This is a genomic window from Mesorhizobium sp. USDA 3734 (assembly GCF_056279665.1).
Genome location: NZ_JBWCCW010000001.1, coordinates 5365160 through 5391568 on the forward strand (window position 1 = coordinate 5365160; position 26409 = coordinate 5391568).

Here is a 26409-nt window from a genome sequence, read left to right on the forward strand (position 1 = left end):
TGCAGCCTCCTCGTCGGAGGCACCGGACGAATCCAAAGATGAGTCAAAAATCAGACGCTGCACAGCGGCCCGCCGACAAGGGCTTCACCGAAAAGCAGGGGCAGTACCTGGCCTTCATCTACACCTATTCGCACATGTTTCGGTGCCCGCCCGCCGAAGCCGACAGCCAACGCCATTTCCAGGTCAGTCCGCCGTCGGTCCATCAGATGATCGTCACCCTCGAACGCAACGGCCTCATTCGCCGTCAACCCCGCGTTCCAAGAAGCATCGAGATCCTTGTCCCTCCGCAACGCCTGCCCATTCTCGAATGGCTGGAAATCAACCAGTCAACATCACTGTGAAAAGGTACTAGTTCCTCGCCCCAAAGATGCGGCGCTACCGGGTACAGGATCTCCACCGGAGAAATATTCAGCACCTCGCAAATGTGGAGCACTCGGCCGACGGTCAGCCCCGAAATCGCGTTTTCGTAACGATTATACACTTGGTCGATGAGCCCGAGCATGGGGGCTAGCTTCGAACGGAGGATTTTCCGTCGGTCGCGAGCGTTGCGTAGACTAGTGCTGATCTTTTTTCGATTTGGCGCTGAATTCCAGTTCGAAAAAGCCGGGTTTTCAATAGACCGGTTTGTCAACATGCGGATCGTGAATCTGCTGCAAACCGAGTTCAAATATCCATTCCTCGAAAGAAGGTCCCGCCATTTATCCTGCCAAATAGCGTTTGATCTTAGGGGTTGGTTCGAATCAATGTAACCGAATTTGGTGTCCTGGATGCAACTTGGAATCTGGTGGGACTGGCAGAATTTATGGGCGCGTCGCTTCACGAATCCGCTCTATGCCTACGGCACGGGAGCCTTGCCTACGGCCAGTCTCCGCCCATTCGGGTGACGATCGGACGCGCAGGCTGCTTCGCAGCCAGAACGCCGCAATCAGTGCACCAAAAATGGCGACATCAGCCGTTTACAGGAAGGCCGAGAAAAGCATAGTGCCTGCTGGCAAATGCAGAGTTGGTGTTGGCAAGTCCCTAGCCCTTCTTGTCATTCACCACGGGAGCCGTCTGGCACTAGGCAGTGGCGGCTCCTTTCATTTGCGAGTGACGGCCGCGATCGGCCGACTTTGTCTGATTCAGAGAGGGAAAGAGGGCTCTGCCCTCTCCCCCTCGCAAGCAAAAAAACGATCTCCCCGTCCTTTCTCCGTTTCTTCGGCTGCGCTACTTGCAGGATCGACGCGGATCCGCATCCGCGGATCAGCGTCGCCCCTTCGGCTTTGCCTCGGGCGGGCGAACACCCTCCGTTTTTTCTCTTGCCTCCCTCTCTCCCGCTGCTCCGCGCGAGCTCGGGAGCAGGAGCGGGGCTCCTGCCCGTCGGGCACGCGACCGCTTCGCGGAGAAAGAAAGGGCTAGATTCATGAAACAGACTGCTTACCTAATGGCCCCCGAAACCACGACCTTTCGGGCCGTAGTGCTTCCGGGCGGGATCAGCTTCAAGCCGATTTATGACCTGATCGGGAGCCGCTTAATCGAACTCGTGCGTTTCGATGACGGCATTCCCTGTTCGTAGACGAGGAAGGCTTGCGCGACGGATTGACCGCCTTCACCATCTTTGAAGGCTACCCGAGCCACTTGCCGGAGAATCGTTCTCGTCGGCGGGGATGGACGCGAACCATACACCTCCCCCTGATCAGCCTTGAGGACTCATCAGCACAATTCAAATGCTGCCGCCCGGTGCTGGACCCCGTATTTGCGACCGGCGATGAGATACCGCCGGGAGGGCTGATTATCGCAGGCGCATTGATAGGCTTGCAGGTGCGCATTTAACGACGTGCCCCGACCTTTATTGAAGGAGAGGCACGATGAAAATCGCCATCGTGGAAAATAGATGCCTTGCTTATCGTGACGGGAACCATACCGCAAACATTGCGGTGAAGGATTTCGAACACCAGTTTGACGACTGACCCACTTTCCAGACCGGCGTGTTGACTCCGAACTTGACGGAGTTGGCCCGGCGACTAAACGAGTCTGCTGGCTCTGTCGTGGAGCTGTGGGAGAAGGCGAGCGCACCGAACCTCGAACCAGAGATCGAGGCTTTCACCCGCCGCCACGTCGAGTTGACGCGGCGCTATTGGACGGCGGAAGGCCGCTGCATGAACTGGTTTATCACTGGACCGACCCGCTTTCCCGTTGCCCGCAACGAAAAGCGGATGAAGATTTCCGATGCTCGGCGCGCCGATCTTGCCCCGCATTCAGCAGCGGCCCGGAAAGCGGTGACACGGAAAAGCCTTTCCCCACGGCGCAGATGACGATCCGATCCGCTCGGGCGATCCATCAGCGTTGCAACGGATCATGGCTAAGATCGAGGACCTGGCCTTGTCGATCGACAAAATGAAGGCCGCGAACTCCATTATCCGGCGCATGGAGAAAGACGGCGCCGACGAAGCAGACATGGTTGCAGTGATCGTCGCCCGGACCGGCCTTTCGGCAGAAGCGTGCTGGCCGACTGGTAATGGAACCGCGGATTCATACGGCGGGCAACCGTGCAGAAATCCGCCGCCTACAAGGACGCCTGAAATCTCTGACGCGGATGCATGAGCGCGGAACGCAAAGCCAAGAGGTCGAGACAAAGCCCGGAGCCGTCGAGATCAAGGAAAATCCCGATAGGCGCGCATTCAGATAATCTTTCCCGGCAAGCCCGACGAGGCGATGCGGCGGGCGCTCATGCATGTCAGGCGAGATCCTCGAAACGGCATTGATCGAGCCGGTGGCCCTGACCAAGCGCGGCAAGGAAAAGCTCGTCATCCTGTCCGCTGCTCAGTACCACCAGCTTGTTGGCCAGCCGCATTCTGTCGCCTATACGCTCGAGGAGGCACCGGATGAAGTCCACAATGAACTCATGACTGGACTGGATGCAATAGTTTCCGGCAACACGCCCCATGGTTAAAGCCGGCGATCTGCTCCGCCTATGGGCGCCGGAAGCAGTCGCCGGCGAGGAATCTTTGTCACCCAATCACCTGGGAGAAGCCGACGATCATGCCTGCATGTGTTGAACCCGTAACAGTGCAATCGACAAAGTAGTCGAAGGCAAACCCGAGCTGTTTCTGCTGGGCGCGCACCTCGTCGGCGAACCCGACATAGCCGAGGCCGCCGTTCGGGTGAACAGACGCCCCGGTTGGTATCGCATAAGGTCTGTCGCCCCTCGCCTTGACCTCATAAAGCGCTTTTTCCCAACTATGGCGGATCCCGATGTCAAAGCCCTCGTCGACCAGGCGCACCTCAGCTCCCAAGACGCGGCTCAAAAGAATGTTGCCGACCCGGTCGTAGACGACATCCTCTGTGGAACACAGCTCTCCTGAAACAGGAAACATTTCATGCGATCTAGGCGGCGACCGCTGCGACAATCCGGGTGTGGTTGGACTGCACGCCGCCGACGGAGACGAGCGTATCGGCATCTGACGCGATCGCATCGGGGATGATGTATTCGAGCTTGCGCACCTTTGTTTCCGCCGAATGCGAGACCGGAGTTGCAGTCCTCGCGTTTGGCGTAGATTTTCCACCTTGCCTCCCAGATGCTTGCCGAGGCGGTCGAGCTTCTCGGTGGGCGTTGGTGCAAAGGTGAGCGGATAGCGTTCGAACCCTTCCAGCATTCTCCAGCAAGAGGTGATTATGCTGAACCAGCTCCGGCCTCAGTCATGAGCGTGTTTGGTTCAGCCAGCGGCATCTGAGACCGTGCAGAAGAGCCTCATCATCATTGTCAGCGTCTCATTCGTTCGATCGAACGAAGCTACTCGCATGCCCGCGTGCTGCGACGTCGCCTTATATACCTAGACAACTCGAACGGTTCCCTCCCGCCATTGGACTGTCAAAGGATACGCCTCTGCCCGCTTCAAGCGCACCAATTCTTAAACGGTCAGCTCTATGTTCAGGTTGATCCGAAGTGGCGTGAATCTAAGTTCTGAACTTCTCAATTCGCCACAACGGAGCGGCGGGCGTCGCGACAAGAACTCGGGAAATGAGTTCGCGATATCGTACGCCTACGGCGAAGCGTTCACCGGATGGTTACGCGATTGCTTCTCAGCATTCGCGGATGACGGCTCAGGGCGAGACCCGGGCGCTGCCGCGGACGAATCAAACGCGGCCGAAGATGATGCCCCTTTCTGATCGCGGCGCCGCAACGAAGACTGCAGTGAGGATCAGTCCATTGGCGATGACGAACCGCCCGCAAAGCTCCCACGCATGATCCTCGGCCGGCAGGAATGTCTGGGGGAGGCGAGCACGAAATGTGCCATCGTCGGGAATGATGGTGACCACCGCGTCTTCGAAGCCCAGCCATTCACGTGTGAGCGGAAACCATGCCTTGAAGATGCTCTCCTTAGCACTGAAAAGCAACCGGTCCCAATTGAGGCGCCCGGGTGCCTTGGCCAGCCAACACCGTTCCTCGTCAACCGAAATGAGCTCCAAAACGCCGGATGGCAACTCCTCGTCGACTTCTGCATCGATTCCAAGCGCAGCGTAGTCCACATGCTGAGCGACGGCGGCAGCATAGAATCCAGCACAATGTGTTATGCTGCCGATTACACCAGGTGGCCAAAGCGGCTCACGGTGAGGTCCGCTCGGGATCGCGCAGGGAGGAAAGCCGAGCTTGGACATTGCCGCTCTGGCACATGCACGTCCAATCGAAAATTCACGCCTTCTGCTCTCGACCGCAGTGGCGATTGCACGCTCTTCTTCGGCCATCACCAGGGCACGGCTGAGATCTCTTGCTCGATAGGTTTGCACAGCAACGTTTGGGGGGAGCAGCGCGTTCAATGTCCTCGCTCCTTGACCGCGATCCGCTGCTGGGCGGCTCATGCAGGTGGTGTTGCGGCCAACAACGCACCCTTTGTCCTCGCCGTTTGTGTCGGATTGACCATTCGTGCGCCCGGTCGAGCATGCAGGGATGCGTCCTGTATTGGATCTGGCTCTTCAACCACGATCAGCGGGCAGAATCAAAACTGATCAACTGTTCGCCCTCTACGTCAGCTTTAGCGTCGATGCGATGCCTAGCTCAGCGAGGGCATTTGCTTTAAGATCGCCGAACTGCCCGCTAAGTACAAACACAGCAACCAGCCCCGCCACCAACTCAGCAACTGCCTGGTTGGCCAACAGTCCGTCGGCTCGCACCCTATTCATCGAGCTTTGCTCCAGGGCAAGATCGCGTCGGTCGATTCACACCGACTTCGACCTTGACGGCAACATCAACCTTGACATAGCAGGCCGAGACTTAGTAATCAAGGATGCCGCGACTATCAACCTGCACGGCGGGGCTTCCGGTGCACACAATCCAAAGCACGGCCTCCATGACGCGGCGGTTGTCGCTGCCGTTTCGACCAGGTTCGATTGGCTTACCCAGGCAATGCGGTTCCATCTTCGCCCATTGGGCAATCAGTCAGCACAAATCGTTCTGATCGCCCCTCGCGTAAGGCGCCGGACAGACGTGGGGCATGTTTCAGTGGAGACGCAATCGACGCCTCGCGCCAGCGTGCTGGCAAAGTCTGCGCCATGATCGCATCGGCCGTAGCTCAAGCGTGAGCGAAGTCCGGGTGCGGGCGGAATAGAGCCGTCGCGCCGCGCCGTAGCATAGTCTTGCGCCCGACCGTACATCACCGATTGCGCACGAAATCGCAGGCCTGCGCGTTGGAGCACTCGTTCTCGGTGCAGCGTAAGTCGCACGCTCGCTCGACGTGAAAAGGCAATGATTTCGCCGGATGGCGAAGGCATTCCCAGTCTAATCTGGCCAGTCATCTGAATTCTTGGCTACGCCCTGCGGGCTGTCCGCCGGGAATCCAGTCAGCATGCGGTCCGTTGGGTCAGCAAAATTCGCACATTCTACAGAGCAGAAAGCCATCCGCTCCGTTCATGCGATCAACGATTTGGCAAAAAACCGGGCTCTCGAAAAGACCGGTGTACTCGTCGCATAAAGGGTTTTACCCAACACATGACGCCGTTCAAATCCATCGAGCAGAGGGTAATGTCACCGTTTGGAGGAAGGACATTCCGATGCTGTCGCTCGTCGACGCATGTCAGTGCTCCGACTATCGGCCGCCGCGGTTCAACCATCTTCGGGTCGATGCTTCCACCCCTGCTACACATCGGTCGCGTGCGAATTAGTGCTTCGGTAGGGATCATGTCGATGATGCCAGGATGCGCCTCCCCCAGAACGACAAATTGAATCGAAGGGATATTAGCGTCAATTAGTTGACGCACCAAAGCGAGATACTTGTCGCCGACAAGGCGGCTGTTCATGCAGGCGCCATCATCGAAAACATGTACCACGAATACTCCAAAGCGCAGCGCTTGCAAGCGTTCTAGATCTCGCGGCTCCATTCCATTGAGCGTCGTGAAAACCCGGATGCCGTGGCCTCTGGTGGAAGCGTGTTCGACCATTTCGGTGCAGTCCGGATTGAGCCAAGGCTCGGAGTAGCCGGCGAAACTGATGTCGACGGAAGTTGGTACGGCCTCCAGACACCGCTTGAAATCCTCAAGGCTAAGATGCTTGGAATGAGATACTTTTCTTAACAAGGCCGCGAACTTGTCTTGCGGACAATATGAACATCCAACGATGCATCCTGTGGTCGTCGTTATCTCCAACACGCTGCCCCTGGCCGGGTTAGCAGAGCGCAGTTCCGATAAAATCTGTTAGACTCCCACTCCTCTGGTTCTGCATAACGTCCAAAGCAGTCTCCTTTTGAATTCTTGAGACGGCTAAAGAACGCTTCGAATGAACCCCAGCCATCTTCGCCCTGGCAGCAATCGGCCGGCTTGCTCCGAGCGCCTACCAAGTTTGAGCATCGCCGGCACGGCAGGGCTGCGCAACGCGAGCTGTCGCGCCTCAGCCATTGCGAAACGTGTAGCCGTAACCGTTGATTGCGGGCGCGCCACCAAGATGGGCGTAGAGGACACTCGACCCCTCTGGAAAGAAGCCTTTCTGGACGAGGTCGATCATCCCTTGCATCGATTTGCCCTCATAGACCGGATCGGTAATCACACCCTCGAGCCGCGCGCACAGACGGATCGCCTCCTTGGTTTCCTCGGATGGAATGCCATAACGCGGGTACGCGTAGTCCTCGAGCAACACCACGTCAGCCTCGACAAGTTCCGTTCCGAGCTCGACGAGCATCGCTGTATGTTGGGCAATGCTAAGCACCTGAGCCTTGGTCTTTGCTGGAGTGGCGGATGCATCGATACCGACGACGCTGCGCTGTCGACCGTCCTCGGCGAACCCGACGATCATGCCGGCATGCGTTGAACCTGTCACCGTGCAAACAACGATGTAATCGAAGGCAAAACCAAGCTGTTTCTCCTGGGCACGCACCTCCTCGGCGAACCCCACATAGCCAAGGCCACCGTATTTGTGGACAGAGGCCCCGGCAGGTATCGCATAAGGTCTGCCGCCCCTTACCTTGACATCATGAAGCGCTTTTTCCCAACTGCGGCGGATACCGATATCAAAGCCTTCGTTGACCAGACGCACCTCTGCGCCCAAGATGCGGCTCAAAAGAATGTTGCCGATCCGGTCGTAAACGACATCCTCATGTGGAACCCAGCTCTCCTGAACCAGGAGACATTTCATGCCGATCTTGGCGGCGACTGCTGCCACCATCCGGGTGTGGTTGGACTGCACCCCCCCGACGGTGACCAGCGTATCGGCATCTGACGCGATCGCGTCGGGAACGATGTATTCGAGCTTGCGCAGCTTGTTTCCACCGAACGCGAGACCTGAGTTGCAGTCCTCGCGTTTGGCGTAGAGCTCTACCTTGCCGCCCAGATGTTTGCCGAGGCGGTCGAGCTTCTCGATCGGCGTTGGGCCAAAGGTGAGCGGATAGCGTTCGAACTTTTCCAGCATGTTTTCTCCAGCAGAGGTGATCGAGCTGAACCAGCACCGGCCAAGGTCATCGGCGTTCTGTAAGCGGTGTTCTTAGGCCACAGCCTTGAGCTCGAGCTTGTGTGATGTAGACCCAAGGCAGGAGATCGTCGATCTGGCTGTTGGGGTGGCCGTTGACGATCCTGGTGAGGACATCGGCGAGATAGCCGAGCGGTTCGACACCATTGAGCTTGCAGGTTTTGATCAGCGAGGCGATGACTGCCCAGTGTTCGGCGCCGCCGTCAGAGCCTGCGAAGAGCGCGTTCTTGCGGTTGAGCGCGATCGGACGGATCGAGCGTTCGACGGTGTTGCTGTCGATCTCGATGCGGCCGTCGTCAAGGAAGCGCGAGAGGCCTTCCCAGCGCGAGAGCGTGTAGCGGATCGCCTCGGCGAGCTTTGTCTTCTGGCTGATCAGCCCGAGCTTTTCGCGAAGCCATGGTTCGAGTTCGACGACGATCGGGCGGCTCCTGTCCTGGCGCACGACACGGCGCTGCTCGGCCGATCGTCCACGGACGTCGTCTTCGACGCGATAGAGTTCCGCGATCCGTCTCAGCGCCTCGCTGGCGATTGGCGCGGGACCGGCCGCGGCGAGCTCGTAGAAGCGCCGGCGCACATGTGCCCAGCAGAAGGCGAGCGTCACGCCGCTCTTGTCGGCGAGCACGCGATAGCCGCCATAGCCGTCGACCTGCAGGATTCCGGCAAAGCCCACCAGATGAGCGATCGGACGCTCGGCCTTCCGGTCCGGCGCATAGACATAGGCGACGCCCGGCGGATCGCTCCCCTCCCATGGTCGGTCATCGCGGGAATAGGCCCAGAGTTGACCTGTCTTGGTCTTGCCGCGGCCGGGATCGAGCACTGGCGCGGTCGTCTCGTCGGCGAAGAGTTTTGGCGAGGACTTCAGCTTGCCAAGCAGCCGCTCATGCACCGGACGCAGATGCCAGGCGGCGCGGCCGACCCAGTCGGCGAGCGTGGACCGGTCGAGATTGATGCCCTGCCGGGCATAGATCTGCGCCTGACGATAGAGCGGCAGGTGGTCAGCATATTTTGAGACCAGCACCTGGGCGACCGTCGCCTCGGTCGGCAGGCCGCCCTCGATCAGCCGGGCGGGCGCCGGAGCCTGAACCATTACATCCTTACAGGCGCGGCAGGCATATTTGGGCCGGCGCACGACGATCACGCGCAGCTGCGCCGGAACGATGTCGAGCCGCTCGCTCATGTCCTCGCCGATCCGATGCAAGCCATTGCGGCAGCACGGGCAGGCATGATCCTCGATGTCGACGACCATCTCCACGCGCGGCAGATGGGGTGGCAGCCCGCCGCGGTTCGCCCTGCGCTTGGCGACAGGCGCCTGACGTTCGCCAAGAGCGGTCTGTGCCTGCTCTTCGTCACCGGCGGCCTCGATCTGTTCGGCCTCTTCGAGCCCCAGCAGCAATTGATCCTCGGGGAGCGTCTCGGCACGCCGGCCGAAGCGATGACGCTGCAATTCCTTGATGATCTGAATCAGACGGCATTCTCGACGTCGCGCGCCAGGAGGAAGCTGGTCAGCCGTCATCGCCATGAGCGGATCAGACCATATTCGCCGACAGTCCGCGACAGCGGAATCCAGGCTGATTCACTTCGTCGCGGGTCAGCCCGCCTGGGCTGGAACGCGAGTCCGGCGCGCCTCGTGGACTCGCCGCCAGTCGAGACCTTCGAGCGAAGGCCTACAGGAATATCCCTGTTGGTGAGTCCGACGAAATCGGGCGAGCTGGTCCGGGTTCTGGCCACATCATCCGCTTTACGGGCGATCCTTCCGCCTGATCCGCCGAGTGGCGCATGGAGGTGGCAACTTTCCACGATCATATGAAGTCGAGCATCGTGATGGATCAACATTGCTGATCGCGGTGGCAGCAACGCAGAAGTATGTAGATGACGCGAATCAGACTAAATTGAGCGTCGAGGCGGTTCGGGATCTTGTCGCGATGGCGGAATGTCTCGAAGGTCATGACCATAGACCCCAAGAGCCTGTGGGCGACGCTGTCACCAGCTTTGCGGCGTCAAATCCTCGACGACGTCGCCGCGGTTCTGGCGGAGGTGTCCCGTGAAGTCCGAACTGGTCAAGCCAACCCATCTGGCGCGCAGAGCGGTTGTTTACGTCCGGCAGTCGACGCCGCACCAGGTGGTGAGCAATCAAGAGAGCCTGCGGTTGCAGTACGCGCTTCGTCAGCGCGCCCGAGAACTCGGCTGGCATGATGCCGACGTCGATGTCATCGATGCCGATCTCGGCTTGAGCGCAGCGTCTGCTGCAAAGCGGAATGGCTTCAAGGAACTCGTCGGACGGGTTGGCCTCAGCGAGATCGGGTTGATCCTATCGATCGATGTGACGCGGCTGGCGCGCAACTGTTCAGATTGGTACCCGCTCCTGGATATCTGCGGCCTGCGCGGCTGCCTTATTGCCGATCGCGATGGCGTTTATGATCCCGGCAGCGCCAATGGCCGCCTGCTTCTCGGCCTGAAGGGAACGATCTCAGAGCTCGAGCTGCATACGATCCGCAGCCGTCTGACGGCTGGTCTGCTTGCCAAGGCCGAGCGCGGCGAGCTTGCCCTCATGCTGCCTGTAGGCTTGACGCGCGATCCGAGCGGGGTGGTTGTCAAAGATCCGGATCTTGCCGTTCAGGAACGGCTTGAGCTTGTGTTCCAGACATTCCTGAAGTTCCGCACCGTTGCCAAAGTTATGCGTGTGCTGAACGATCGGAGCCTGGCTTTGCCGCGCCGCGACCGGCACGGCGAGCTGCGCTGGGCGCGAGCGACGGCAATCCTGAAGAACCCCGCTTATGCCGGTGCCTTCGTCTATGGACGAACCAGGCCCAGGGCCACCGCGTGCGAAGGCGGTTCGCCGGCAAAGGTGGCGCGGCCGATCGATGAATGGCGGATCGTCGTGAAGGACCGGTATCCGCCTTACATCGACTGGCCAACCTATGAGAATATCCGTGACGTCGTGCGAGACAACCGAGCCGAATACATGCGCATCAAGACGAGAGGTGCTCCCCGCAACGGCGAGCTTCTGCTGCATGGCATCGTCTGGTGCGGGCGGTGCGGCCACAAGATGTACGTTCGCTACAAAGGTGGCGGAGAGTATGTGTGCAATCATCTGCGCTCCCACACTGGCTTGCCGGCCTGCCAGCACATCCGCGCTTCACGCGTGGATGCCGCAGTGGCCGACGCATTCTTGGCGGCGCTGGCGCCTGCCGAGATTGATGCGCTGTCGCGAGCCCGCCGGGCGCAACAGCAGGTCGAAAAGGCCCTGCGCAGCAGCGCGGAACGCGAGCTTGAGCGCAAGCGCTATACTGCAGCGTTGGCCGAGCGCCAGTTCAACCGCGTCGATCCGGACAATCGTCTTGTCGCCGGCGAACTCGAGCCTCGATGGGAAGCGGCGTTGAGCGAGGTTCGCGCTGCCGAAGAAGCCCTTGCCCGGCAAGCTTCGGCCGAGCCCGTCATGCAAATGGCGCTGGGCAAAACCCTCAACAGCAAGGTCGTCACCCTTTCCGGTCGCCTGCCGCAAATCTGGGCGGACGACGCCACGACGGACGCGCATCGCAAGGCGCTGTTGCGGTGTCTGGTCGAAAAAGTCGTTCTCGATCGCGGCGAGCACGATGTTGCTGTGGCCAGAATTGTCTGGCGAGGCGGCGCGGTCACGGAACTTGAGGTCAAGATGAAGGTCAACTCCGTCGCCAAGCTCACGCGCGGTGAAGAAATGCGTGCGCGTCTGCTCGATTTCGCAATAGCCGGCATGCCTGATGATGAGATTGCCGCCGTCCTCCCCCAGGAGGGGCACCGCTCGCCCAATTGCGCCGAAAAGGTCCTGTCGATCACCGTGCAGCGGATCCGGCTCGGCGCCGGGATCAGGATAACGACACAGCGCAACCGATGGACCCACAAGGCCACTTCGCTGAGCGCCACACAATTGGCCGCACGGCTGAACATCCCCGTCAATTGGATCTATGTGCAAATCAGACAGAAGCGCCTCCTGATCGACCGTCAGCCGACCGGAGCCTATCTGTTCCAAAACTCCCCTTCCGTAATCAATGCTGTCCGCGACCTCCGCAACCACACCATCCGCCACCTTGATCTGACAACAGGAGGGGTATCAACATGTGTGATCGAGCAGCGCCGACAGTTGCGCGGCCGTCAGCCGGATCATGCCGTCATGCACTTTCGGCCAGCGGAACTCCCCATCCTCCAAACGCTTGGCATAGAGGCAAACCCCGGTGCCATCCCAGAAGATCAGCTTGATCCGGTCAGTCCGCTTGGCCCGAAAGACATAGACCGCCCCATTGAACGGGTCAGCGCCCATGGTCTCGCGCACAAGTGCGGCCAATCCCTCCGCACCCTTGCGGAAGTCCACCGGCTTCGTCGCCACCATGACCTTGACCGCACCCGTCGGCCCGATCACGACGTCGCCTTCAGCGCGCGGATCACTGCGGCCACCGTCTTGGTATCGGCGCCCCGGCCGACGCGCATCGAGATGCCGTCGATCTCAAGCTCGATCATGCCGGCACCTCGGGTGGCTTGCCGTTTCCGCTGCTTCGGTGAACGGCTGGCTACAGGTTCCGCCGCCGCCAAAACCGCCGGCACAAAGGCAGGAGAATCTTGCTGCACCGAAGTGGCCTGTTTGCGCGCTTCGCGGCGCCAGGCGAAGACCTGCTGCGGCCTAGGGCCATACCGACGGGCTACCTCGGAAATGACTGCGTTCGGCTCCAGCGTCTCCGCGATGATCCGCGTCTTGTCATCCACCGACCAGTGACGCCGACCGCCGGCACCGTTGATCACCTCGAAACGCCGAAGCTGCCGCTCCGGGTCAAGCGTAAGGTCAAGTCCAGACACAAGCCGATCTCCGATCCCAATACAGGATCGGCAACCTCACAGATCGCGACCACTCCCGAAAGGTGGTCCGGAAACACCGCTTACGGCGTTCTTGCTGAAGCCAGCTGTGTTCCGAGATGTTGTAGAAGTGTCTCATCATCGTCGGCAGCGTCTCGTTCGATGGACCAGAATGCCGGTGTGGTGCGACGCCTCCTATGTGCCTGCCTAACCCAACAGCTTCACCGAGGATGTGGCCACCTCTGGCCAGTTCAAGCCCACTTACATTATTGACCTGTCAGCTCGATGTCCCTTGTTGGTCCAAAGTGGAGTGAACGTGAGTTCCGGTCTGTCACTACGCCAACAGAGCGTCGACACACCGCCGTCAGAACAAGCTGAGGCACATTTGAACATTCATTCCTCAACTCGTCATCTTATGGCGAGTTTCCAACTGCGTTGTGAAAGAGGCTTACCCTTACCTCTGCTCGACAAGCACAGCTGGACCGCCAGAGCAGAAAGAGCACGCTGCCGAAATAGACCACCTAGAGCAGCAGCGAGCAGGCCAGCGCCATGACGACTGCTAGAGGGATCGAATGCGAAGCTAAGTAAACAATCATTGCATTGCCGCAAAGGACCAGACCTAAGAGCCGGCAAAAGATCATGAAGGGCAACTCCGTTCTCCTGGTTTTGTCTCGTCAAATCATGCTGCTCATGCTCCGATCTGGTCGGCCGCCACATGGGTCTGGCAGTTCTTCGGGCACACGCGGCCACAGGCTCCACAACCAATGCATCGGCCGGCATGGTCGACGACCATGATCATGCGATTGAGCTCACCATCGAAGTCGTCGTCACCGCCGTCGCAGGCGCCGAGGATTTCACCGGCGTCATCGACGCCGTAAAGATGCATGACCTCGCGCGAGCAGACCTTGAAACAGCGGCCGCAGCCGATACAGATCTTGCCATCAATAGCGGTCAGATATTCCGGCACCCATATGGAGCCGTCGCGGCTGATGAATTTGCTCCTCATCCTAAACTTTTCATTTTGGCGAGCTCTCTCCTGGCACCATCCAACTCAGCATAAACGGCGTGCGCTTTCTCGGCGACCTCCTCTATTTCAGTCCACTTGACCGGGAGACCCTCAGCAAGGTCGCGCAAGTTCGTTTTAGCAATTGCTGCGCGCAGCTGAAGCTTTCGGACTTTCTTCATCATCTCATCCAGGTTCGACATGATCCTCCCTCGAAAATCGGTTTCTTCGCACCCGCGCCACGTCGGCTATAGCTGCAGTCGCATCGTCGACCAGTTTCGTATCGGCATCTGCGAGTTTCCGGAAAGTCTCGAAGCCGAACCGGTGGATGTCTCGACAGAACGACCAACTGCCGACCGTAAAAAGCACGCGCCCCGAAGCCCCGATCGGTTTCATCTCTGTGTTGACGATGCCATTACGCCGCGCTCCTCGATCGCAAGCCCACTGCGGTGTAAAACATGTCGAGCCTCCACAGCGCGTCCGGATCAGATCGCCAATGATCGAATTTCCAGCGCAGTTCCTTCGTGATGATGAAGTCGGCCGGCAGCTCGGGATCCGATTTGCCTTCGCGGGACCCGGAGGACTCGTGAGCACGAACCAGCCGCGCAAGGAATTCAACGAGCGGGGTGGCCAGGGCCGCCTGGTCATCGTTGACAGCAGGGCCAAGCGCTGCGTGAGACATTTCGTTTTCCTCAATTCGGTGCTCGTCATCGAAAGACGATTTCTGCTTTCGTGTACGCGGATGTCGGGCCCGCTTGCGCAGCCGAGGTCCGGCTTGGCCGGGCCGTTTCCACGTAAATGCCGTCCTTTTGGCCGAACTTGAACAAGTCCTGGACCGTGACGTCTTCCACGACGGGCCAAATTCGCGTCGAACATCGCGCCCGCGGCGATCCGGTTGAAGGTCATCAAGAACCCGAGCCTTGACCTGCAGCGAACGATCCACCCTGTGCTGCATGGACATACTTACAGCGGGCACGCCGCAGAAAACTGGCGAACTGACCAGGGTTCCATTCCACTAGTGATCCCTTTGCGATCTTTTGCTCATCAGGCGATTGCGCTTTGATGTTCAGGAGCCTTGTTTTGCGGAACCACGCAAAGCTGCGCGTAGCAGGCGTTCTCACCCGTGTAGTTGGCCAGGGCTTGGAGTAATGGGGTAAGGTAGTACTGTTTGATGTGGTCCGGCATCGTCTCCGGAAAATCCAGCGATTTCAGTGCGACCTCGATCAACTCGATGGCGCGAACGTTGTTGCCACACTCAAAATAGTACTGAGCGAGCGGAACGTACCAAATGAATTTAAGGGGGCCGTCGCTCTGTGGGGGACTCAGTGTCAAGATCTGTTCGGACAGCTCTTTGCCCATCGCGAAGCGCTCAGCAGAGGGAAGATGGGAGTTGTCCGTCGCGGGATCGAAGAGTTGCTTCAGGGCCATAACCATCCAAGACACGGCGTCGAACTTTTTGTCGATCGCGTCCTCGACTAACTGTCGCATGGCTGGCAAGCCGGTCTGCATGTCGCGCAGCTTGTGAAGCAGTAGATCCGCATGAGTTTCCCGGAACCCGAAATAATCTGGCATCAAGGCGAGGCCTTCTTCGATGGCCGAGAGTGCCGCCGTCCAATCCTCGGCCTGCATAGCCGGCCGAAGTTTGGCGTATATCGGCTCGCTCAGCGATAGTTCGCGCGCTGTACGTTGGTTGCTAGCGATCCGCCCTAGATCGGCGGCTTTCGCTTCATGGGAGCTGCGCCAGCTGCCGTTGAGGACCTTCGGTAAAACGTCATCGAGTTCCGACGGCTGTCCGATGAAAGCGATGTGGCCGTCGCGGTCGACCACGAACGAGGTGGGAATCCCGAGAGAAGAACTGGCTTCCATCCACAGAATGTTCATTTCGCCGGTGTAATCGAACGCGATCCGATAATTCAGATTCGGGAACCTCTCGGTCAGCCACGCATCCAACTTGGTCCGCGCCTCGTGCGCGGTTGGAGCCTGTTCGCTAGCTGCGACTCCGACGACCTCAAATCCGCGGTCTTTATATTTCTCTTTCAGTTCCACCAAATGCGGCATAGCCGCCACACAGGGTCCGCATCCGGTCGCCCAAAATTCAACAAGATACACCTTGCCGGACTGAAAGTTCGTAAGGGGCTCGCCACGCAGCCAGTCGTCCACTTTGATTGGAGGAGCCGGGGACTCCATACGCAACACCATGTTGTTCTCCAAAGCTCTATTCTCCACACCGTTCTGGCGTTTATGCGCGAGTTGGCTCTTCTCTCAAAAAGGAACACACCGGTGAGGTGACTATCACTGGGTCTTGCGCGTTCGTGCGGTCAGCCCTCACCCATTATTGCCGCATCTCAACCAGCAAAGACTATGCCAGCGCGCTTAGCGCGCTTAAGTGTATGATCGGACTTGGAAAAAGGTCAAAGGACACCGACACGGCCGGTTGTCTTGAACCTGACATGTTTTCTGCCGCTGTCGAGTTCTGGACACGCATCACTCATGCGTCAGTCGCCTCGGAGCTTGGCCATCTTGCGTACGGGGAGATTGGCACCAGCTCGTAAAGCAGCAGCACTTCGGCGTCCCTCGAAAGGGCGCTGACGGCTGGGTCTCGCGTGCAGCGAATGCCCCACGGCTCATGGCTGATCTTTTCTCCTAGCCCCGATGAGCCCAGCGCGTCGGGTGCGAGTTGCCGAATGTTGCGTAGCAGTTTCGCTAGATGCAGAACCAGCATTCGCGATCCGATTTTTCGCCACAGACTTAGGAAGCATTGCAGGTTCCGACACCGGGGTGCTCGGCTTAGCATGTGCTCCGCTCGTGGGCGAAGGGGATGCCGCCGTCGCCGCGAGGGGTAACCCCGATGATGATGATGGTGATGATGCGGCCCAGCCTGCTTTTCCCTGCTTTTGCCCGTCGAGGAGGTCGTGATCTCTCCCCGCCCCATGCGGAACGTGACATCGCGCAGCACGCGGGGCAAGATGTAAAACGTTTCGATTCGGTGGCCTGGATCAGCATGTGGCTGGCTTATCGCTTCCCATCGGCGCCGCGTCCCTCACTACTCCCTCACTACCACGGGGCGGCATTGGACTCGGAAACGGCTATGCCCCCGCGATGACAGCCCGACACCGGGATCGACAGCCACCCGCATTTGAAGGGCCGACACAGCCTGGTGGTTGCGCAATTTGATGCCCATCACGCTCCCCTGCGCCCGGCGCCTCATGCATCGAGCGAACCGCCCTGGGGCGGCCGATCCAGGCAACTGAGGATCGCTTTGGTGGGGTTGTAGGCTGGCTTACGAGTTCGGCCTTTGTTGGGAGGACCGGCTGGGGCCGCGCCTACGAAACTGGACGTGGCAAAGCCACCCTGGTGTATGCGTTCCCTGAGATGGGACTGCGCTAAGTCAAAGCCAATCCTATCCATGACAACACTGCCTCGCAGAAATGCTTGCAAACCAAAGCTTTCAAGCTTTCACCAATGTGATTAGGGATGGAAGGTGCGCGGCTCGCAAGAAGCAGGTGCCGGTGGTCAGACATGCAATGAGCCGGTTTGATGGCAGCGATTACAAGGCATCGATGGTTTGCGAGTTTCCGCTGCCACCCTCAGCTGGAGTTTCCCTTGCGGGAGAGCGATCAACTGCTTCCTCATGCGAAAGCGGGGTCTTTTGTGGAGAGTTTTGCCGCATCTGCCGAGGTGATCTCGTCGAAGCTAGCGGCTTGCACTACGCAGGGCCTGCATCTCCGTCCAACCGCGACTGTCTCAGCTGCTCCTAGGCGTCCAGCGGCAGTCCGCTGAATCAGCTTGTCCAGTTTGCGACCCACAGAGCCTCCTGTTCAAGCTTCAGCTGAGCAAAGTAAGCAATTCTCGCCCGGGCATAAATATCTATGATTCCTTAGCGCGCGAGCAAGCGCTCGCATCTCATCGCTCACGTAGCTTACTTTCTGTTCCTTGAACCGGTTACGGGTTTCCGACGAATCGAGGCCGACCACGACATAGGGATCAGGCTCAAGCGGAAACGCGCCATGGATTTTCCGACGTTTCCAAGGAGCCGCGCTTGCCCTGGTCATCGACAAGAGCGGGCGTGAACCTTGTCGCCGAGGCCAAAGCTGTCCAGAAGCTCGGCCGCCGCCGCGTATGGTTGATTGCTAGCCCCATAGACATAGTTCACCACCCGGATGCCAGGTGTCCTCATATCGATTTCTGGTGATTGAGAACAGAATTGTCGGATCTGTCGTAGAACCCTAGCACAGGTCCGAGATCAAAGATCGTCCCCGGCGCAAGGCGCCGGACGGACGTGGGCCATGTTTCGATTGAGAGGCCATGGATGCCTCGCGCCAGCGTGCTGGCAAATCGGGGCATCAGCGGTGCGAGTGTCTGCGCCAGGATCGCAGCGGCCGTAGCCTGAAGCGCGAGCGAAGTCCGGGTGCGGGCGGGAAAAAGACGTCGCGCCGCTGCATAGTCTTGCGCCTGACGGTAGATCACGCAATCGCGCACGAAATCGCATGCCTGTGCGGCCGCGCGCCGGACCGAGAAGCCATCGTCCGAATAGGCGCGTTCGATCGCCGCGCGATGGATCTCTATCCGAGCAAAGAAGGCGCGGTCGGCCGGAGCCCAATCGCCTGCGTCGGGCACACGGCCACCAAAGTCTTGCTTGATTTCCTGGTCCAGCCCATCAAGCCAACTCAGCCAGATCCGTTGGAATATCTCGTCCTCGGTGCGACGTAGCGCGTCCAGCGTGAAGTTCGTCCGCTCACCTTCCGGACGTGTCAGGCCCAAATGAAGACGCACGATGTCGACTGTCTTTGGGCTCAGAACTTCCTTGCCCCAGACCGCATGGCCGCGGCTGGTTGAGAACTTCTGGCCGTCGAGCAGGTAGAACTCGTTCACATGATAGCGGATGCGCGGCGTCCAGTGGGAGAACACCTCGGCATAAAGAGCGGGGTATAGTAGCGCGTGGTAGAAGGAATTGTCGAAACCGAAGAAATGGACAATCTGCCAGTCATTGCTGGGCATCGCCGCATTCCAGTCGCGACCAAGCAACCGAGCTAGCGCCTGGATCTTGTAAAGAAAACCGAAGGCCATCTCCGGCCAGACCCAGATCACCTGCCCCGGGAGCCCTTCGGCCGGCAGGCCCCAGTCCGAGGGGTGGGTAATGGGCACGGAAAAGTTGCCGCGTTGGCGTAGACGCGCGAACAGGTCCATGATCCGAACGGGGGCTCCCGACGCACTTAAATGCCGGTCGATATTGTCGTAACATCGTTCCAGCGCAAGTTCGGCACGGAGCAGGGAGCCGACCACCGGCGCCTCGGCCGATTGACGAGACCGGGCTGCACGTAAGTCGTGGCATAGGTTCGGCGAGCCGCATTCCTCACAGATGTTGCCGCCAGCGGAGCCGCCGCAATCGGGGCAGAGGCCGCTTACATCCGGTTCGTAAAGGTAGTCGCCTGTCACTGCATCGAAAAGCGCAGGGCTCTGGCGCAGATCTACCGCCGTGCTGCTCAGAAGACAACGGAAACACGCGGCTTGAAACTCTGCATAAGCTTCATCGCCCAACGTGGGTAGGAAGCTGTGGACCTCGCAATCAAGAAGTGCAAGCGTGGTGCGAATCTCTTCCGCGTAGTGGCGCGCCACCTTTGAGGGCGTTGATTGATCGGCGTCGGCACGCGTGGCGACGTAGCTCTGGTAATCGTCGCTTCCAGTCAGGTGATAGGCTTCGGCCCCTTTCATGCGCAGGAAACGTGTGTAGACATCGGCGCCAAAATAAGGGCCAGAAAGATGCCCTAAATGCAGATCGCCATTAGGCGTCGGCGGCGTGGAAAAGACGAAGATCGGCCGGCGCGGAGTCGGGACCTTCGCAGCGGCATCGAGGGCGGCCTTGCCGTCACGCCAGTAGACATCGACAAAATTTAGATCTTCGTCCCCGTCGTTGCGCAGCACATGCGCTTCAAAAGGGTGGAACAGGACGACATCGCCGGCCTCGACCGGGATTTCCCCAAGGTCGGTCCTGACCTTGCCCGCGCCAGATAGGACCACGAAGGCCTCGATTTCGTCGTGCCGATGGGGCTCGGATGTGACTCCCGGTCCAACCTTTCCGAATGAAAATCCCGTACCAGCGCTTCCCGTTCCAAGCGTGGCCATGTCGATACCGAACGCCCGTGACAGCTCCGTTCGAGAAAACGTGGATTTGCGCATGACGAACCTCAGCTGTTGAAGCAGTGGTATCTTCGTGCGAACGCAACAGCCTCCTTTGCAAGTTGCGCAGCAGAGGCGGTAGCCCGACCCGTGGGCGGCCCCGCCAGAATAGTCCGGCTCTGGCCCCCAGGCGGGCGACGACGGGCGCGCCAGTTAGGGCTTTAGGCGTCACAGAAGACCGCCCGGCGACCACCCCACAATCGACATGCCGAAGCGTCGTAATGGGGTGATGCTCCATTAGCCGGCAATCAGAACCCCATGCTCCCGCGCATTTTTTGCGGTCCATCGGTTCCGTGTGCATGCCTCGTTGGCCCCGTGGGCTCAATCTCGATAAAAAATGCCGTTGGGGGCTTGAGTTTGTCGAGATCGGCCACTTTGCCCTCGGGCGGGTTGAGGGCGCGCTTAAGCACGTTATATTCAGCGCGGGTCGGTCCACCGGTTGAAGCACGCTGAAACACCAAGTAGAGTGTCCGCCGCGAACGATTGCTTTTGTTCGGTAGTGAGTAATGCGGTGCGTAATCGTCGAAGATGAAGATGTCGCCAGCCTTCCATACTACGGGTTTCCAGGAAAACATTTCGGCGACTTCAGGATCGATCACCCCGCCGGCATCCATGGGAAATACCCCCTTTTTGTGGTTGCCGGGTCTGAAGAAAAGCCCGCCGTTGTCCGGGTCGGAGTCGTCAATGCCAATCGGAACGACCGCATGGACCATCCGCTCGGGCAGTCTGTGTGGAATGTGGTAAATGTCCTGATGCGGGCGATAGCCGCCGCTGTCGGGATAGTGGAAAATCAGCAACTCCTTGAGCCTGCGCGACTCTTCGCCAAGCAAATCCTCGACCGCAGACTTTATGCGCTGATCTTCCAGGAAGCAAATGACGCAACGGATCATGGAAGTCGAGAAAATTCTCGGCCTTAGAGATGATCTTTCGATTGTCCGTCGTCCTCTCGAACCACATGAGCCATTTATCATCGCTGACCTCCCAGCGTGATACGTCTTCAACAAAGCTGGAAATGCCTTCCAGAGCCGCGGGATCGAAGAAACTTTCGACTCTGACGTATCCGTCCTTCTGCCACTTTTCTCTTTGTGCATCAGTCAACATGCGAAAAGCCTCCTGTTGGAAAGTCTGGTTGGTTGAACATTCCGGCGATCGGGCGCTGGTCAGGTGGTGGTCGACGGAGACGGTCCTCCACGGCATGTGAGACGACGAGGCTAAGTGCATCCCGCTCTCCGGCCTCCGCTGCAGCGAAGGCGGACATCATTCTTAGGATGCTACCGCCGATGATCAGTAGTCGGCCGGTCATATTCCGCTGCCCATTTCTTCCGCCACCGGGTCGGACCAGCTCTCGATGGAGGTAGGGCCGATGAAGCCGGGATGCTGGGGGTTTGCTCGCGGCACGCGCCCCAGAAGGCTGTCGAGGATGCGACGCGCTCGCCAGGCCAGCAGGCTTAGATTCGGATCAGCCAGCCCACGTTGTCCTAGGCTCGCGTTCTGTACGAAGATGCGTCTGTCACGCGGCCCGTCCCAGCACACCGAAAAATCTTCGCGAATAGCCAATTCGTTGTCGATCTTTTCCAGCCGGTCCGCCATCGGTTCCAAGAAGCCTGGCACCGCGTTCTCGTAACCGGTGGCCAGGATGACGATGTCGGCCGTGACTTCTTCGACCTCCTCCATACCGTGCTGGAGGGTCAGCCGGTGACCCGCGCCGAGGTTGATGCAGTGTGAGACGCTGCAACCCGGCAGCAGCGTGATTTCGCAGTGGTTTGTTAAAAACGCGTGGCGATACAGCGCCTGATAGACCGCGCGCAACGTGTTTTCCGAAATGCCGTCGGAAGCAAGCACGAAACGCCTCAGGAACACTTTGCGCTGCGACTCGCTCATTGCCGCGAAGCGATCCGAAAAGCAGGCCATGAACAACTCGTTGGTAAACTGGCTGTTGTCGATGGGCAGATAGTTTTCGCGCTCCGAGACCCAAGTGATCGATCGAGGCCGCCGCGCTTTTGGCTGGCCGACAAGGCGCAACAGCACCTCGGCTCCCGACTGGCCTCCACCAACAATACAAACGTCCTTTTTCCAAACCTCAGGATCGATGTGCAGTAATTCCGATGAGTGGAAAAGGTTACGCCCAGTCCATCCCTGAAAATGAGACGGAATCCGCGCCTGCTTGCCGACGCCGACCACGAGGTCTCTAGCGCCAAGAACTGCGTTGTCGGTCCACACCCGAAACTCGCCGTCAAAGCGGATTTCGCGCACAGTCTGGCCGCCGCGGACAAGCGGGTTCCTCTGGAAGGCCCAGTTCAAGTATTGCTCGAACTCAGCTCTGAGCACGCCCTCGAACTGTGCATTCAAGAAGTGGTACAGACGCCCGTTCTCGTGCAGGTAGTTTACGAAAGTGTAGGCTGATCGCGGATTCACCAGCGTGACCAGATCCTTGAAGTGGCTGACCTGGAGCTCCGAGGAATCGAATGCGCGGCCTGGGTGCCAGCGGAAGTCGACTTGCCGATCCAAGAACAGTGCCCCTCGCCCGATCTGCTCATGTGTCTGACACGCAAGGCTCAGATTAGACGGTCCAGCACCCACCCCAATGCAAGAGAGCTCCATTTTCTTCCTCCTGTAGGTGTTTCCCCATTAGGCGATGTTCGGTCATTGGGCCTCTCCTCTACGCGGGCATTCTTGACCTCGGTGCCGCTGGATTCGCTAGAGTGTGCCCCCGCTTTCGTGTGGTCGGCTTTAAGGCCAAGGGATCCCAGCCAAATGAGGAGATCGACACTCATGTTGGCGACGTGTGGGGCCTGGGCGGGATCGACGTATCTCCGCCCGCTTCGATGATAGCGGCTCAGTCATCCAGATGCTTTCCAACCTTGTTCGGCGTTTGAAACAGGCGCAGTCGCCCGACTCCAAGATGATGCGCCGACTTTTGATCGGCTGGGGGTGAGCGAAGGCGCGATATCGAGTGCGGCAACAGCATTCTTCAGTGAGCCTGATCATAGGAGGACATCCGCTTGTGCGTTCACAAGATCCCCTGCATCGGACGTGCCAGAAGGAAAATATAATCAAAACAACTGGCAAACTGGTGTGATCCTGTCGGGTATCCGACATTGCGGGGAAAGCGCCAGCGGCAGATTTGCACGTCGCCGTCCTCTTGCCGGTAGGGCCAATAGGCCGGCTCCGCACCGGAAATTAGGGGCGGCCGGCAACCCAAGTTTACGGACTGTGGCGCGGAAACGGCTCTTGCCACCTCCTCGCAGCGCGAATCGGGAAAAACGCCTTTGGAAGGCGCGGCCTCCAGGAGGTCTCTCCCGTCTTGCGAAAGATCGAGGCGAGATTCGGATGCCTACTTCACTCACTCGAGGCGCAGCGCTAAAGATGGTCACACAGCTATGTGTCGGGGGCATGTATGTGGCCCATCCTGCAGCATCACGAGCCTGACGATTTTCTCCTCGCGACCGGCGAGACGCATTCGGTCCGCAGCTTTGTCGAGGCTGCCGTCAGGAGGTTCGGGAAGGAGATATTCCGGGAAGGCGAAGGCGTTGACGAGGTGGGCCGCGAACGCAGGAACAACCTGGCACTGATCCAAATAGACAAACGTTTGTTTCGGGCCGTACTGCTCCCATGATCCGCTCAAGAGAAAATGTCGCCGACCCGGTCGTAGTCTGCATCCTCATGCGGACCCAGCTCTCCTGAAGTAGACGACATCTCATGCCGATCTTGGCGGCAACCGTCGCGATCATACAGTTTGGACTGCCAGTCCGCGATGGAGACAAGTGTGTCGACGTCTGACGTGGTCGCGTCAGGAATGACGTATTGAGCTTACGCCGCTTGTTTTCGCCGAATGCAAGATTGCCGTTGCCGAGAAGCCCTTTAGATCCTGTCGTCTTTGCCTCCATCCACCGCCGGTTGTCGAGTCCGTGACAATTGTGCTTGGCCTGCCGGACTCTCAACGCGTTGAGCAACATGCAGAAGTTTTGAGCCCTTTTTGTAGTTGGCACAACTTTTGATGCTGACCGTTTGAGGGGCAGCAGAGGCTGCCCACCGATCTTATTGTGGTGGGTGATGTCGAAAATTCCAGTTTTGTCATTTAATTTCCTTAGGACGGAGCGTGTTGATGCGCCCGCTTTAAAACAATGAACCGTTTCCCCGTCCATCAGCGCGGCGCCACTTCTCGTGGCGTTCTCGCCTTCACTGTGCACCACTGGCACAGGCAGCCGGCCCGGTTCGCGATCATCATGGCCGCGATGCTCGCCTCCACGCTGGCTGACGTGCTGATGCCGATCTATTCGGGCCGTCTCATCGATGCTGTTGCAGCTGGCGCTGCTGTGGCAGCACCAGCTTGGGATTCGGCCCTTGCAGCCTTCTCTGTACCGATTGCGCTAGCGCTCGCTGCCATCGCCATGCGCCACATCGCCTTCATTGGCATTACCGACCTTTTGCTGAAGATGATGTCCGATGTCGCGAACGAAGCGTTCCATCATGTCCAGCGCTTTTCGACAGACTGGCATGCGAACAGCTTCGCCGGCTCGACAGTGCGCAAGATAACGCGCGGCATGTGGGCGCTGGACCTCCTAAACAGCACTATACTACTCGCGCTGTTTCCGTCCTTTATCATTCTTATAGGTTCGACGGCAGTGCTCGGCTGGCACTGGCTGATCATGGGCGTGATCTTTGCTTGCGGCTCCCTCATCTACCTTGCATTTTCGATTTCGCTGGCGCTCAGCTATGTCGCGCCGGCGGCGAGCCTTGCCAACAGATGGGACACAAGGCTCGGCGGCGCGCTTGCGGATGCGGTTAGCTGCAACGCTGTGGTCAAAGGCTTCGGCGCGGAGGTCCGCGAAGACGAGCGCCTTGCAAACATCATGACCAAATGGCGGCACCGCACGCGCCGGAGTTGGGTGCGCGGAACGATCATCGGCTCAACCCAAGGCGTCACTTTGGTTGCGCTCAGGGTGGCGGTGATCGGATATGCCCTGCTTCTGTGGACTCACGGACAGGCAACGCCGGGCGAGATAGCATATGTTGTCACGTCCTTCATCATCCTACAGGGCTATCTGCGTGATGCCGGCATGCATGTCCGGAACGTGCAGCGCTCGGTTAATGATATGGAAGAACTGGTTGCCATCCACAACCAGCCGCTCGGGGTTGCTGACAGTCCAGAGGCCAAGCCGATCCGGATCACGAAGGGCCGCATCGATTTCGAGAACGTCCATTTCCGCTACGGCAACCGTCCTCTGCCGCTCTATAGCGAATGTTCGCTGTCGATTGAGCCTGGCGAAAGGGTCGGGTTGGTTGGTCCCTCCGGTTCCGGCAAGACAACATTCGTGAAGCTCATCCAGAGACTCTATGACCTGAGCGGCGGCCGGATCCTGATAGACGGCCAGGACGTCTCCGAGGTGACGCAAGAGTCGCTTCGTTCGCAGATCGCAATCGTGCAGCAAGAGCCAATCCTGTTTCACAGGTCGCTCGCCGAGAACATTGCCTATGGCCGGCCTGGCGCGAGCCAGGCCGACATCGAGCAAGCGGCACGACTGGCCAGTGCGCACGAATTCATCGCGCCCCTGCCAAAAGGCTATGGGACATTGGTCGGCGAACGAGGCGTGAAGCTCTCCGGCGGTGAGCGCCAGCGGGTGGCGATCGCGCGCGCCTTCCTCGCGAATGCGCCGATCCTTATCCTGGACGAGGCCACATCGAGCCTCGATTCGGAATCCGAGGTTCTCATTCAAAATGCAATGGATCGGTTGATGGTTGGTCGGACCACGCTTGTCATCGCACACCGGCTGTCGACGGTCCGCGCGCTCGATCGGCTCCTCGTCTTCGATCGTGGCCGCATCATCGAGGACGGCGATCATGCCGCGCTGATCGGTCTCGATGGCGGCATTTACCGCCGCCTCTTTGAACGGCAGGCGTTGGAACTAGCGAAGGGCCTTGCCTGAGCGCCAACCGGATTGCGCGATGCGCTGGCCCGTTGCCGGAGAGGCGCGTGGCCTGTGAGCGCTTACCGAACGAGCGCGGGTGGCGACTGCCGGCGGTCGGCGGGGCCGGAAAACGGCGGCAATGTCGCCGGTCATTTGGGTGTGGTAAATGCGCGGCGCCCTCCCTGCCGCCGTTACCCACATCTCGCCAAAGGAATCGAAGTCAGCGCACATTGAAATGGGGCGGTGCTTTCCGGCCGGCTGGTACCCTGTCGCTGGCCCCACCCTGCCCAGGACGTCAACGCATCAAACTCCCTCCGGTTCGCAATGTTGTCTCTCAGAGTCTGGAAGCGCAGGAATCTCCGACCGCAGCCTTCGCTCAGATCTCGTCATTTGCTCCGGCGGATTGGATCCCATCCTCTTGCTCACGAGTGGCAGCGGAGCACGAACTCGCCGGCCTTGTGTCTTCGATTACAGCCAACCGTAGGAAGGAATTGGGAATCGCCTGCCCTCTGCGGAGAGACTGAACAGTCCGCAGATCATCGACGTCGCGAGATTTATCGCGGCCTCCG

The 26409-nt window shown here is 59.2% G+C and carries 20 protein-coding genes and 5 pseudogenes; 8 read left to right on the forward strand and 17 right to left on the reverse strand.

The window, feature by feature from the left end:
- Positions 1 to 38: 38 nt before the first annotated feature.
- Positions 39 to 341 carry a LexA family protein gene (locus ACZ89F_RS25820; protein ID WP_476094805.1) on the forward strand — a complete coding sequence of 101 codons (303 nt, stop codon included), beginning with the start codon at positions 39 to 41 and terminating at the stop codon, positions 339 to 341.
- On the opposite strand, the gene ACZ89F_RS25825 is transcribed toward ACZ89F_RS25820, so the two are convergent.
- A complete protein-coding gene (locus ACZ89F_RS25825; RefSeq protein WP_476097385.1) occupies positions 245 to 634 on the reverse strand; it encodes a helix-turn-helix domain-containing protein in 390 nt (129 codons plus the stop codon). The genes ACZ89F_RS25820 and ACZ89F_RS25825 overlap by 97 nt on opposite strands.
- Before the next feature lie 768 nt (positions 635 to 1402).
- On the opposite strand from ACZ89F_RS25825, the pseudogene ACZ89F_RS25830 reads away from it, so the two are divergent.
- The 4 genes and pseudogenes from ACZ89F_RS25830 to ACZ89F_RS25845 all read left to right on the forward strand — a co-directional run bounded on the left by ACZ89F_RS25830 (position 1403) and on the right by ACZ89F_RS25845 (position 2932).
- Positions 1403 to 1873 (forward strand): annotated as a pseudogene (locus ACZ89F_RS25830) (DUF3846 domain-containing protein).
- A 154-nt stretch (positions 1874 to 2027) separates the two neighbouring features.
- A complete protein-coding gene (locus ACZ89F_RS25835) occupies positions 2028 to 2294 on the forward strand; it encodes a hypothetical protein (protein WP_476094812.1) in 267 nt (88 codons plus the stop codon).
- Between the two features lie 43 nt (positions 2295 to 2337).
- Positions 2338 to 2583 carry a hypothetical protein gene (locus tag ACZ89F_RS25840; RefSeq protein WP_476094814.1) on the forward strand — a complete coding sequence of 82 codons (246 nt, stop codon included), beginning with the start codon at positions 2338 to 2340 and terminating at the stop codon, positions 2581 to 2583.
- Positions 2584 to 2713: 130 nt separating this feature from the next.
- On the forward strand, positions 2714 to 2932 hold the full coding sequence (locus tag ACZ89F_RS25845; RefSeq protein ID WP_476094815.1) for a prevent-host-death protein: 219 nt from the start codon (positions 2714 to 2716) through the stop codon (positions 2930 to 2932).
- Positions 2933 to 3002: 70 nt separating this feature from the next.
- Here ACZ89F_RS25845 and ACZ89F_RS25850 read toward each other — a convergent pair.
- From ACZ89F_RS25850 to tnpC, 5 genes and pseudogenes are all read right to left on the reverse strand, one after another.
- Positions 3003 to 3635 (reverse strand): annotated as a pseudogene (locus ACZ89F_RS25850) (pyridoxal-phosphate dependent enzyme); the annotation flags it as partial.
- 481 nt (positions 3636 to 4116) lie between these two features.
- Positions 4117 to 4797: a 4'-phosphopantetheinyl transferase family protein gene (locus ACZ89F_RS25855; protein WP_476094816.1), complete on the reverse strand. Its 681-nt coding sequence runs from the start codon at positions 4795 to 4797 to the stop codon at positions 4117 to 4119.
- 1095 nt (positions 4798 to 5892) lie between these two features.
- Positions 5893 to 6618 carry a radical SAM protein gene (locus ACZ89F_RS25860; protein ID WP_476094818.1) on the reverse strand — a complete coding sequence of 242 codons (726 nt, stop codon included), beginning with the start codon at positions 6616 to 6618 and terminating at the stop codon, positions 5893 to 5895.
- A 241-nt stretch (positions 6619 to 6859) separates the two neighbouring features.
- Positions 6860 to 7873, reverse strand: a complete 1014-nt coding sequence (locus ACZ89F_RS25865) for a 1-aminocyclopropane-1-carboxylate deaminase (protein ID WP_476094819.1) — start codon at positions 7871 to 7873, stop codon at positions 6860 to 6862.
- Positions 7874 to 7919: 46 nt separating this feature from the next.
- A pseudogene (gene tnpC / locus ACZ89F_RS25870) lies at positions 7920 to 9436 on the reverse strand (IS66 family transposase).
- A 535-nt stretch (positions 9437 to 9971) separates the two neighbouring features.
- On the opposite strand from tnpC, the pseudogene ACZ89F_RS25875 reads away from it, so the two are divergent.
- Positions 9972 to 11087, forward strand: a pseudogene (locus ACZ89F_RS25875) (recombinase family protein); the annotation flags it as partial.
- 1232 nt (positions 11088 to 12319) lie between these two features.
- Here ACZ89F_RS25875 and tnpA read toward each other — a convergent pair.
- From tnpA to ACZ89F_RS25925, 10 genes are all read right to left on the reverse strand, one after another.
- Positions 12320 to 12754, reverse strand: a complete 435-nt coding sequence (gene tnpA / locus ACZ89F_RS25880) for an IS66-like element accessory protein TnpA (protein ID WP_476097386.1) — start codon at positions 12752 to 12754, stop codon at positions 12320 to 12322.
- A gap of 685 nt (positions 12755 to 13439) precedes the next feature.
- Entirely contained in the window at positions 13440 to 13757 is a 318-nt protein-coding gene (gene fdxB, locus ACZ89F_RS25885; protein ID WP_476094820.1) for a ferredoxin III, nif-specific, read from the reverse strand.
- Positions 13754 to 13957: a CCE_0567 family metalloprotein gene (locus ACZ89F_RS25890; protein ID WP_476094822.1), complete on the reverse strand. Its 204-nt coding sequence runs from the start codon at positions 13955 to 13957 to the stop codon at positions 13754 to 13756. The genes fdxB and ACZ89F_RS25890 overlap by 4 nt, the downstream gene beginning before the upstream one ends.
- Positions 13941 to 14150: a DUF269 domain-containing protein gene (locus ACZ89F_RS25895; protein ID WP_476094823.1), complete on the reverse strand. Its 210-nt coding sequence runs from the start codon at positions 14148 to 14150 to the stop codon at positions 13941 to 13943. Before ACZ89F_RS25895 ends, ACZ89F_RS25890 begins: the two co-directional genes overlap by 17 nt.
- Positions 14151 to 14169: 19 nt before the next feature.
- Positions 14170 to 14436, reverse strand: coding sequence for a hypothetical protein (locus ACZ89F_RS25900; RefSeq protein ID WP_476094825.1), 267 nt, complete (start codon positions 14434 to 14436; stop codon positions 14170 to 14172).
- A gap of 362 nt (positions 14437 to 14798) precedes the next feature.
- The gene (locus tag ACZ89F_RS25905) at positions 14799 to 15953 is read right to left on the reverse strand and encodes a TlpA disulfide reductase family protein (protein WP_476094827.1); all 1155 of its coding nucleotides are present in this window, start codon (positions 15951 to 15953) and stop codon (positions 14799 to 14801) included.
- 1974 nt (positions 15954 to 17927) lie between these two features.
- Positions 17928 to 19931 carry a class I tRNA ligase family protein gene (locus ACZ89F_RS25910; RefSeq protein ID WP_476094829.1) on the reverse strand — a complete coding sequence of 668 codons (2004 nt, stop codon included), beginning with the start codon at positions 19929 to 19931 and terminating at the stop codon, positions 17928 to 17930.
- Positions 19932 to 20179: 248 nt separating this feature from the next.
- Positions 20180 to 20644 carry a phytanoyl-CoA dioxygenase family protein gene (locus ACZ89F_RS25915; protein ID WP_476097387.1) on the reverse strand — a complete coding sequence of 155 codons (465 nt, stop codon included), beginning with the start codon at positions 20642 to 20644 and terminating at the stop codon, positions 20180 to 20182.
- The gene (locus tag ACZ89F_RS25920; RefSeq protein WP_476094830.1) at positions 20613 to 21152 is read right to left on the reverse strand and encodes a phytanoyl-CoA dioxygenase family protein; all 540 of its coding nucleotides are present in this window, start codon (positions 21150 to 21152) and stop codon (positions 20613 to 20615) included. Before ACZ89F_RS25920 ends, ACZ89F_RS25915 begins: the two co-directional genes overlap by 32 nt.
- A 78-nt stretch (positions 21153 to 21230) precedes the next feature.
- The gene (locus tag ACZ89F_RS25925; protein WP_476094831.1) at positions 21231 to 22532 is read right to left on the reverse strand and encodes a lysine N(6)-hydroxylase/L-ornithine N(5)-oxygenase family protein; all 1302 of its coding nucleotides are present in this window, start codon (positions 22530 to 22532) and stop codon (positions 21231 to 21233) included.
- A gap of 796 nt (positions 22533 to 23328) precedes the next feature.
- On the opposite strand from ACZ89F_RS25925, the gene ACZ89F_RS25930 reads away from it, so the two are divergent.
- Positions 23329 to 23547: a GDP-mannose 4,6-dehydratase gene (locus ACZ89F_RS25930; protein WP_476094832.1), complete on the forward strand. Its 219-nt coding sequence runs from the start codon at positions 23329 to 23331 to the stop codon at positions 23545 to 23547.
- Here the strand turns inward: ACZ89F_RS25930 and ACZ89F_RS25935 are convergent.
- Positions 23537 to 23779: pseudogene (locus ACZ89F_RS25935) on the reverse strand (1-aminocyclopropane-1-carboxylate deaminase); the annotation flags it as partial. The gene ACZ89F_RS25930 and the pseudogene ACZ89F_RS25935 overlap by 11 nt on opposite strands.
- Positions 23780 to 24055: 276 nt before the next feature.
- Between ACZ89F_RS25935 and ACZ89F_RS25940 the strand changes: the two are divergent.
- Entirely contained in the window at positions 24056 to 25858 is a 1803-nt protein-coding gene (locus ACZ89F_RS25940) for an ABC transporter ATP-binding protein (RefSeq protein ID WP_476094834.1), read from the forward strand.
- The last annotated feature ends 551 nt before the right edge of the window (positions 25859 to 26409 follow it).

Excerpts from the sequence above, each read along its gene's own strand:
- fdxB (WP_476094820.1), bottom strand. The coding sequence starts at position 13,757 with ATGAGGAGCAAATTCATCAGCCGCGACGGCTCCATATGGGTGCCGGAA.
- ACZ89F_RS25840 (WP_476094814.1), top strand. The coding sequence starts at position 2,338 with ATGGCTAAGATCGAGGACCTGGCCTTGTCGATCGACAAAATGAAGGCC.
- ACZ89F_RS25845 (WP_476094815.1), top strand. The coding sequence starts at position 2,714 with ATGTCAGGCGAGATCCTCGAAACGGCATTGATCGAGCCGGTGGCCCTG.
- ACZ89F_RS25920 (WP_476094830.1), bottom strand. The coding sequence starts at position 21,152 with ATGCACTTAGCCTCGTCGTCTCACATGCCGTGGAGGACCGTCTCCGTC.
- ACZ89F_RS25940 (WP_476094834.1), top strand. The coding sequence starts at position 24,056 with ATGAACCGTTTCCCCGTCCATCAGCGCGGCGCCACTTCTCGTGGCGTT.
- ACZ89F_RS25930 (WP_476094832.1), top strand. The coding sequence starts at position 23,329 with ATGTGGCCCATCCTGCAGCATCACGAGCCTGACGATTTTCTCCTCGCG.
- ACZ89F_RS25825 (WP_476097385.1), bottom strand. The coding sequence starts at position 634 with ATGTTGACAAACCGGTCTATTGAAAACCCGGCTTTTTCGAACTGGAAT.
- ACZ89F_RS25865 (WP_476094819.1), bottom strand. The coding sequence starts at position 7,873 with ATGCTGGAAAAGTTCGAACGCTATCCGCTCACCTTTGGCCCAACGCCG.
- ACZ89F_RS25910 (WP_476094829.1), bottom strand. The coding sequence starts at position 19,931 with ATGCGCAAATCCACGTTTTCTCGAACGGAGCTGTCACGGGCGTTCGGT.
- ACZ89F_RS25905 (WP_476094827.1), bottom strand. The coding sequence starts at position 15,953 with ATGGTGTTGCGTATGGAGTCCCCGGCTCCTCCAATCAAAGTGGACGAC.
- ACZ89F_RS25925 (WP_476094831.1), bottom strand. The coding sequence starts at position 22,532 with ATGGAGCTCTCTTGCATTGGGGTGGGTGCTGGACCGTCTAATCTGAGC.
- ACZ89F_RS25890 (WP_476094822.1), bottom strand. The coding sequence starts at position 13,957 with ATGTCGAACCTGGATGAGATGATGAAGAAAGTCCGAAAGCTTCAGCTG.
- ACZ89F_RS25900 (WP_476094825.1), bottom strand. The coding sequence starts at position 14,436 with ATGTCTCACGCAGCGCTTGGCCCTGCTGTCAACGATGACCAGGCGGCC.
- ACZ89F_RS25895 (WP_476094823.1), bottom strand. The coding sequence starts at position 14,150 with ATGAAACCGATCGGGGCTTCGGGGCGCGTGCTTTTTACGGTCGGCAGT.
- ACZ89F_RS25820 (WP_476094805.1), top strand. The coding sequence starts at position 39 with ATGAGTCAAAAATCAGACGCTGCACAGCGGCCCGCCGACAAGGGCTTC.
- ACZ89F_RS25915 (WP_476097387.1), bottom strand. The coding sequence starts at position 20,644 with ATGGTCCATGCGGTCGTTCCGATTGGCATTGACGACTCCGACCCGGAC.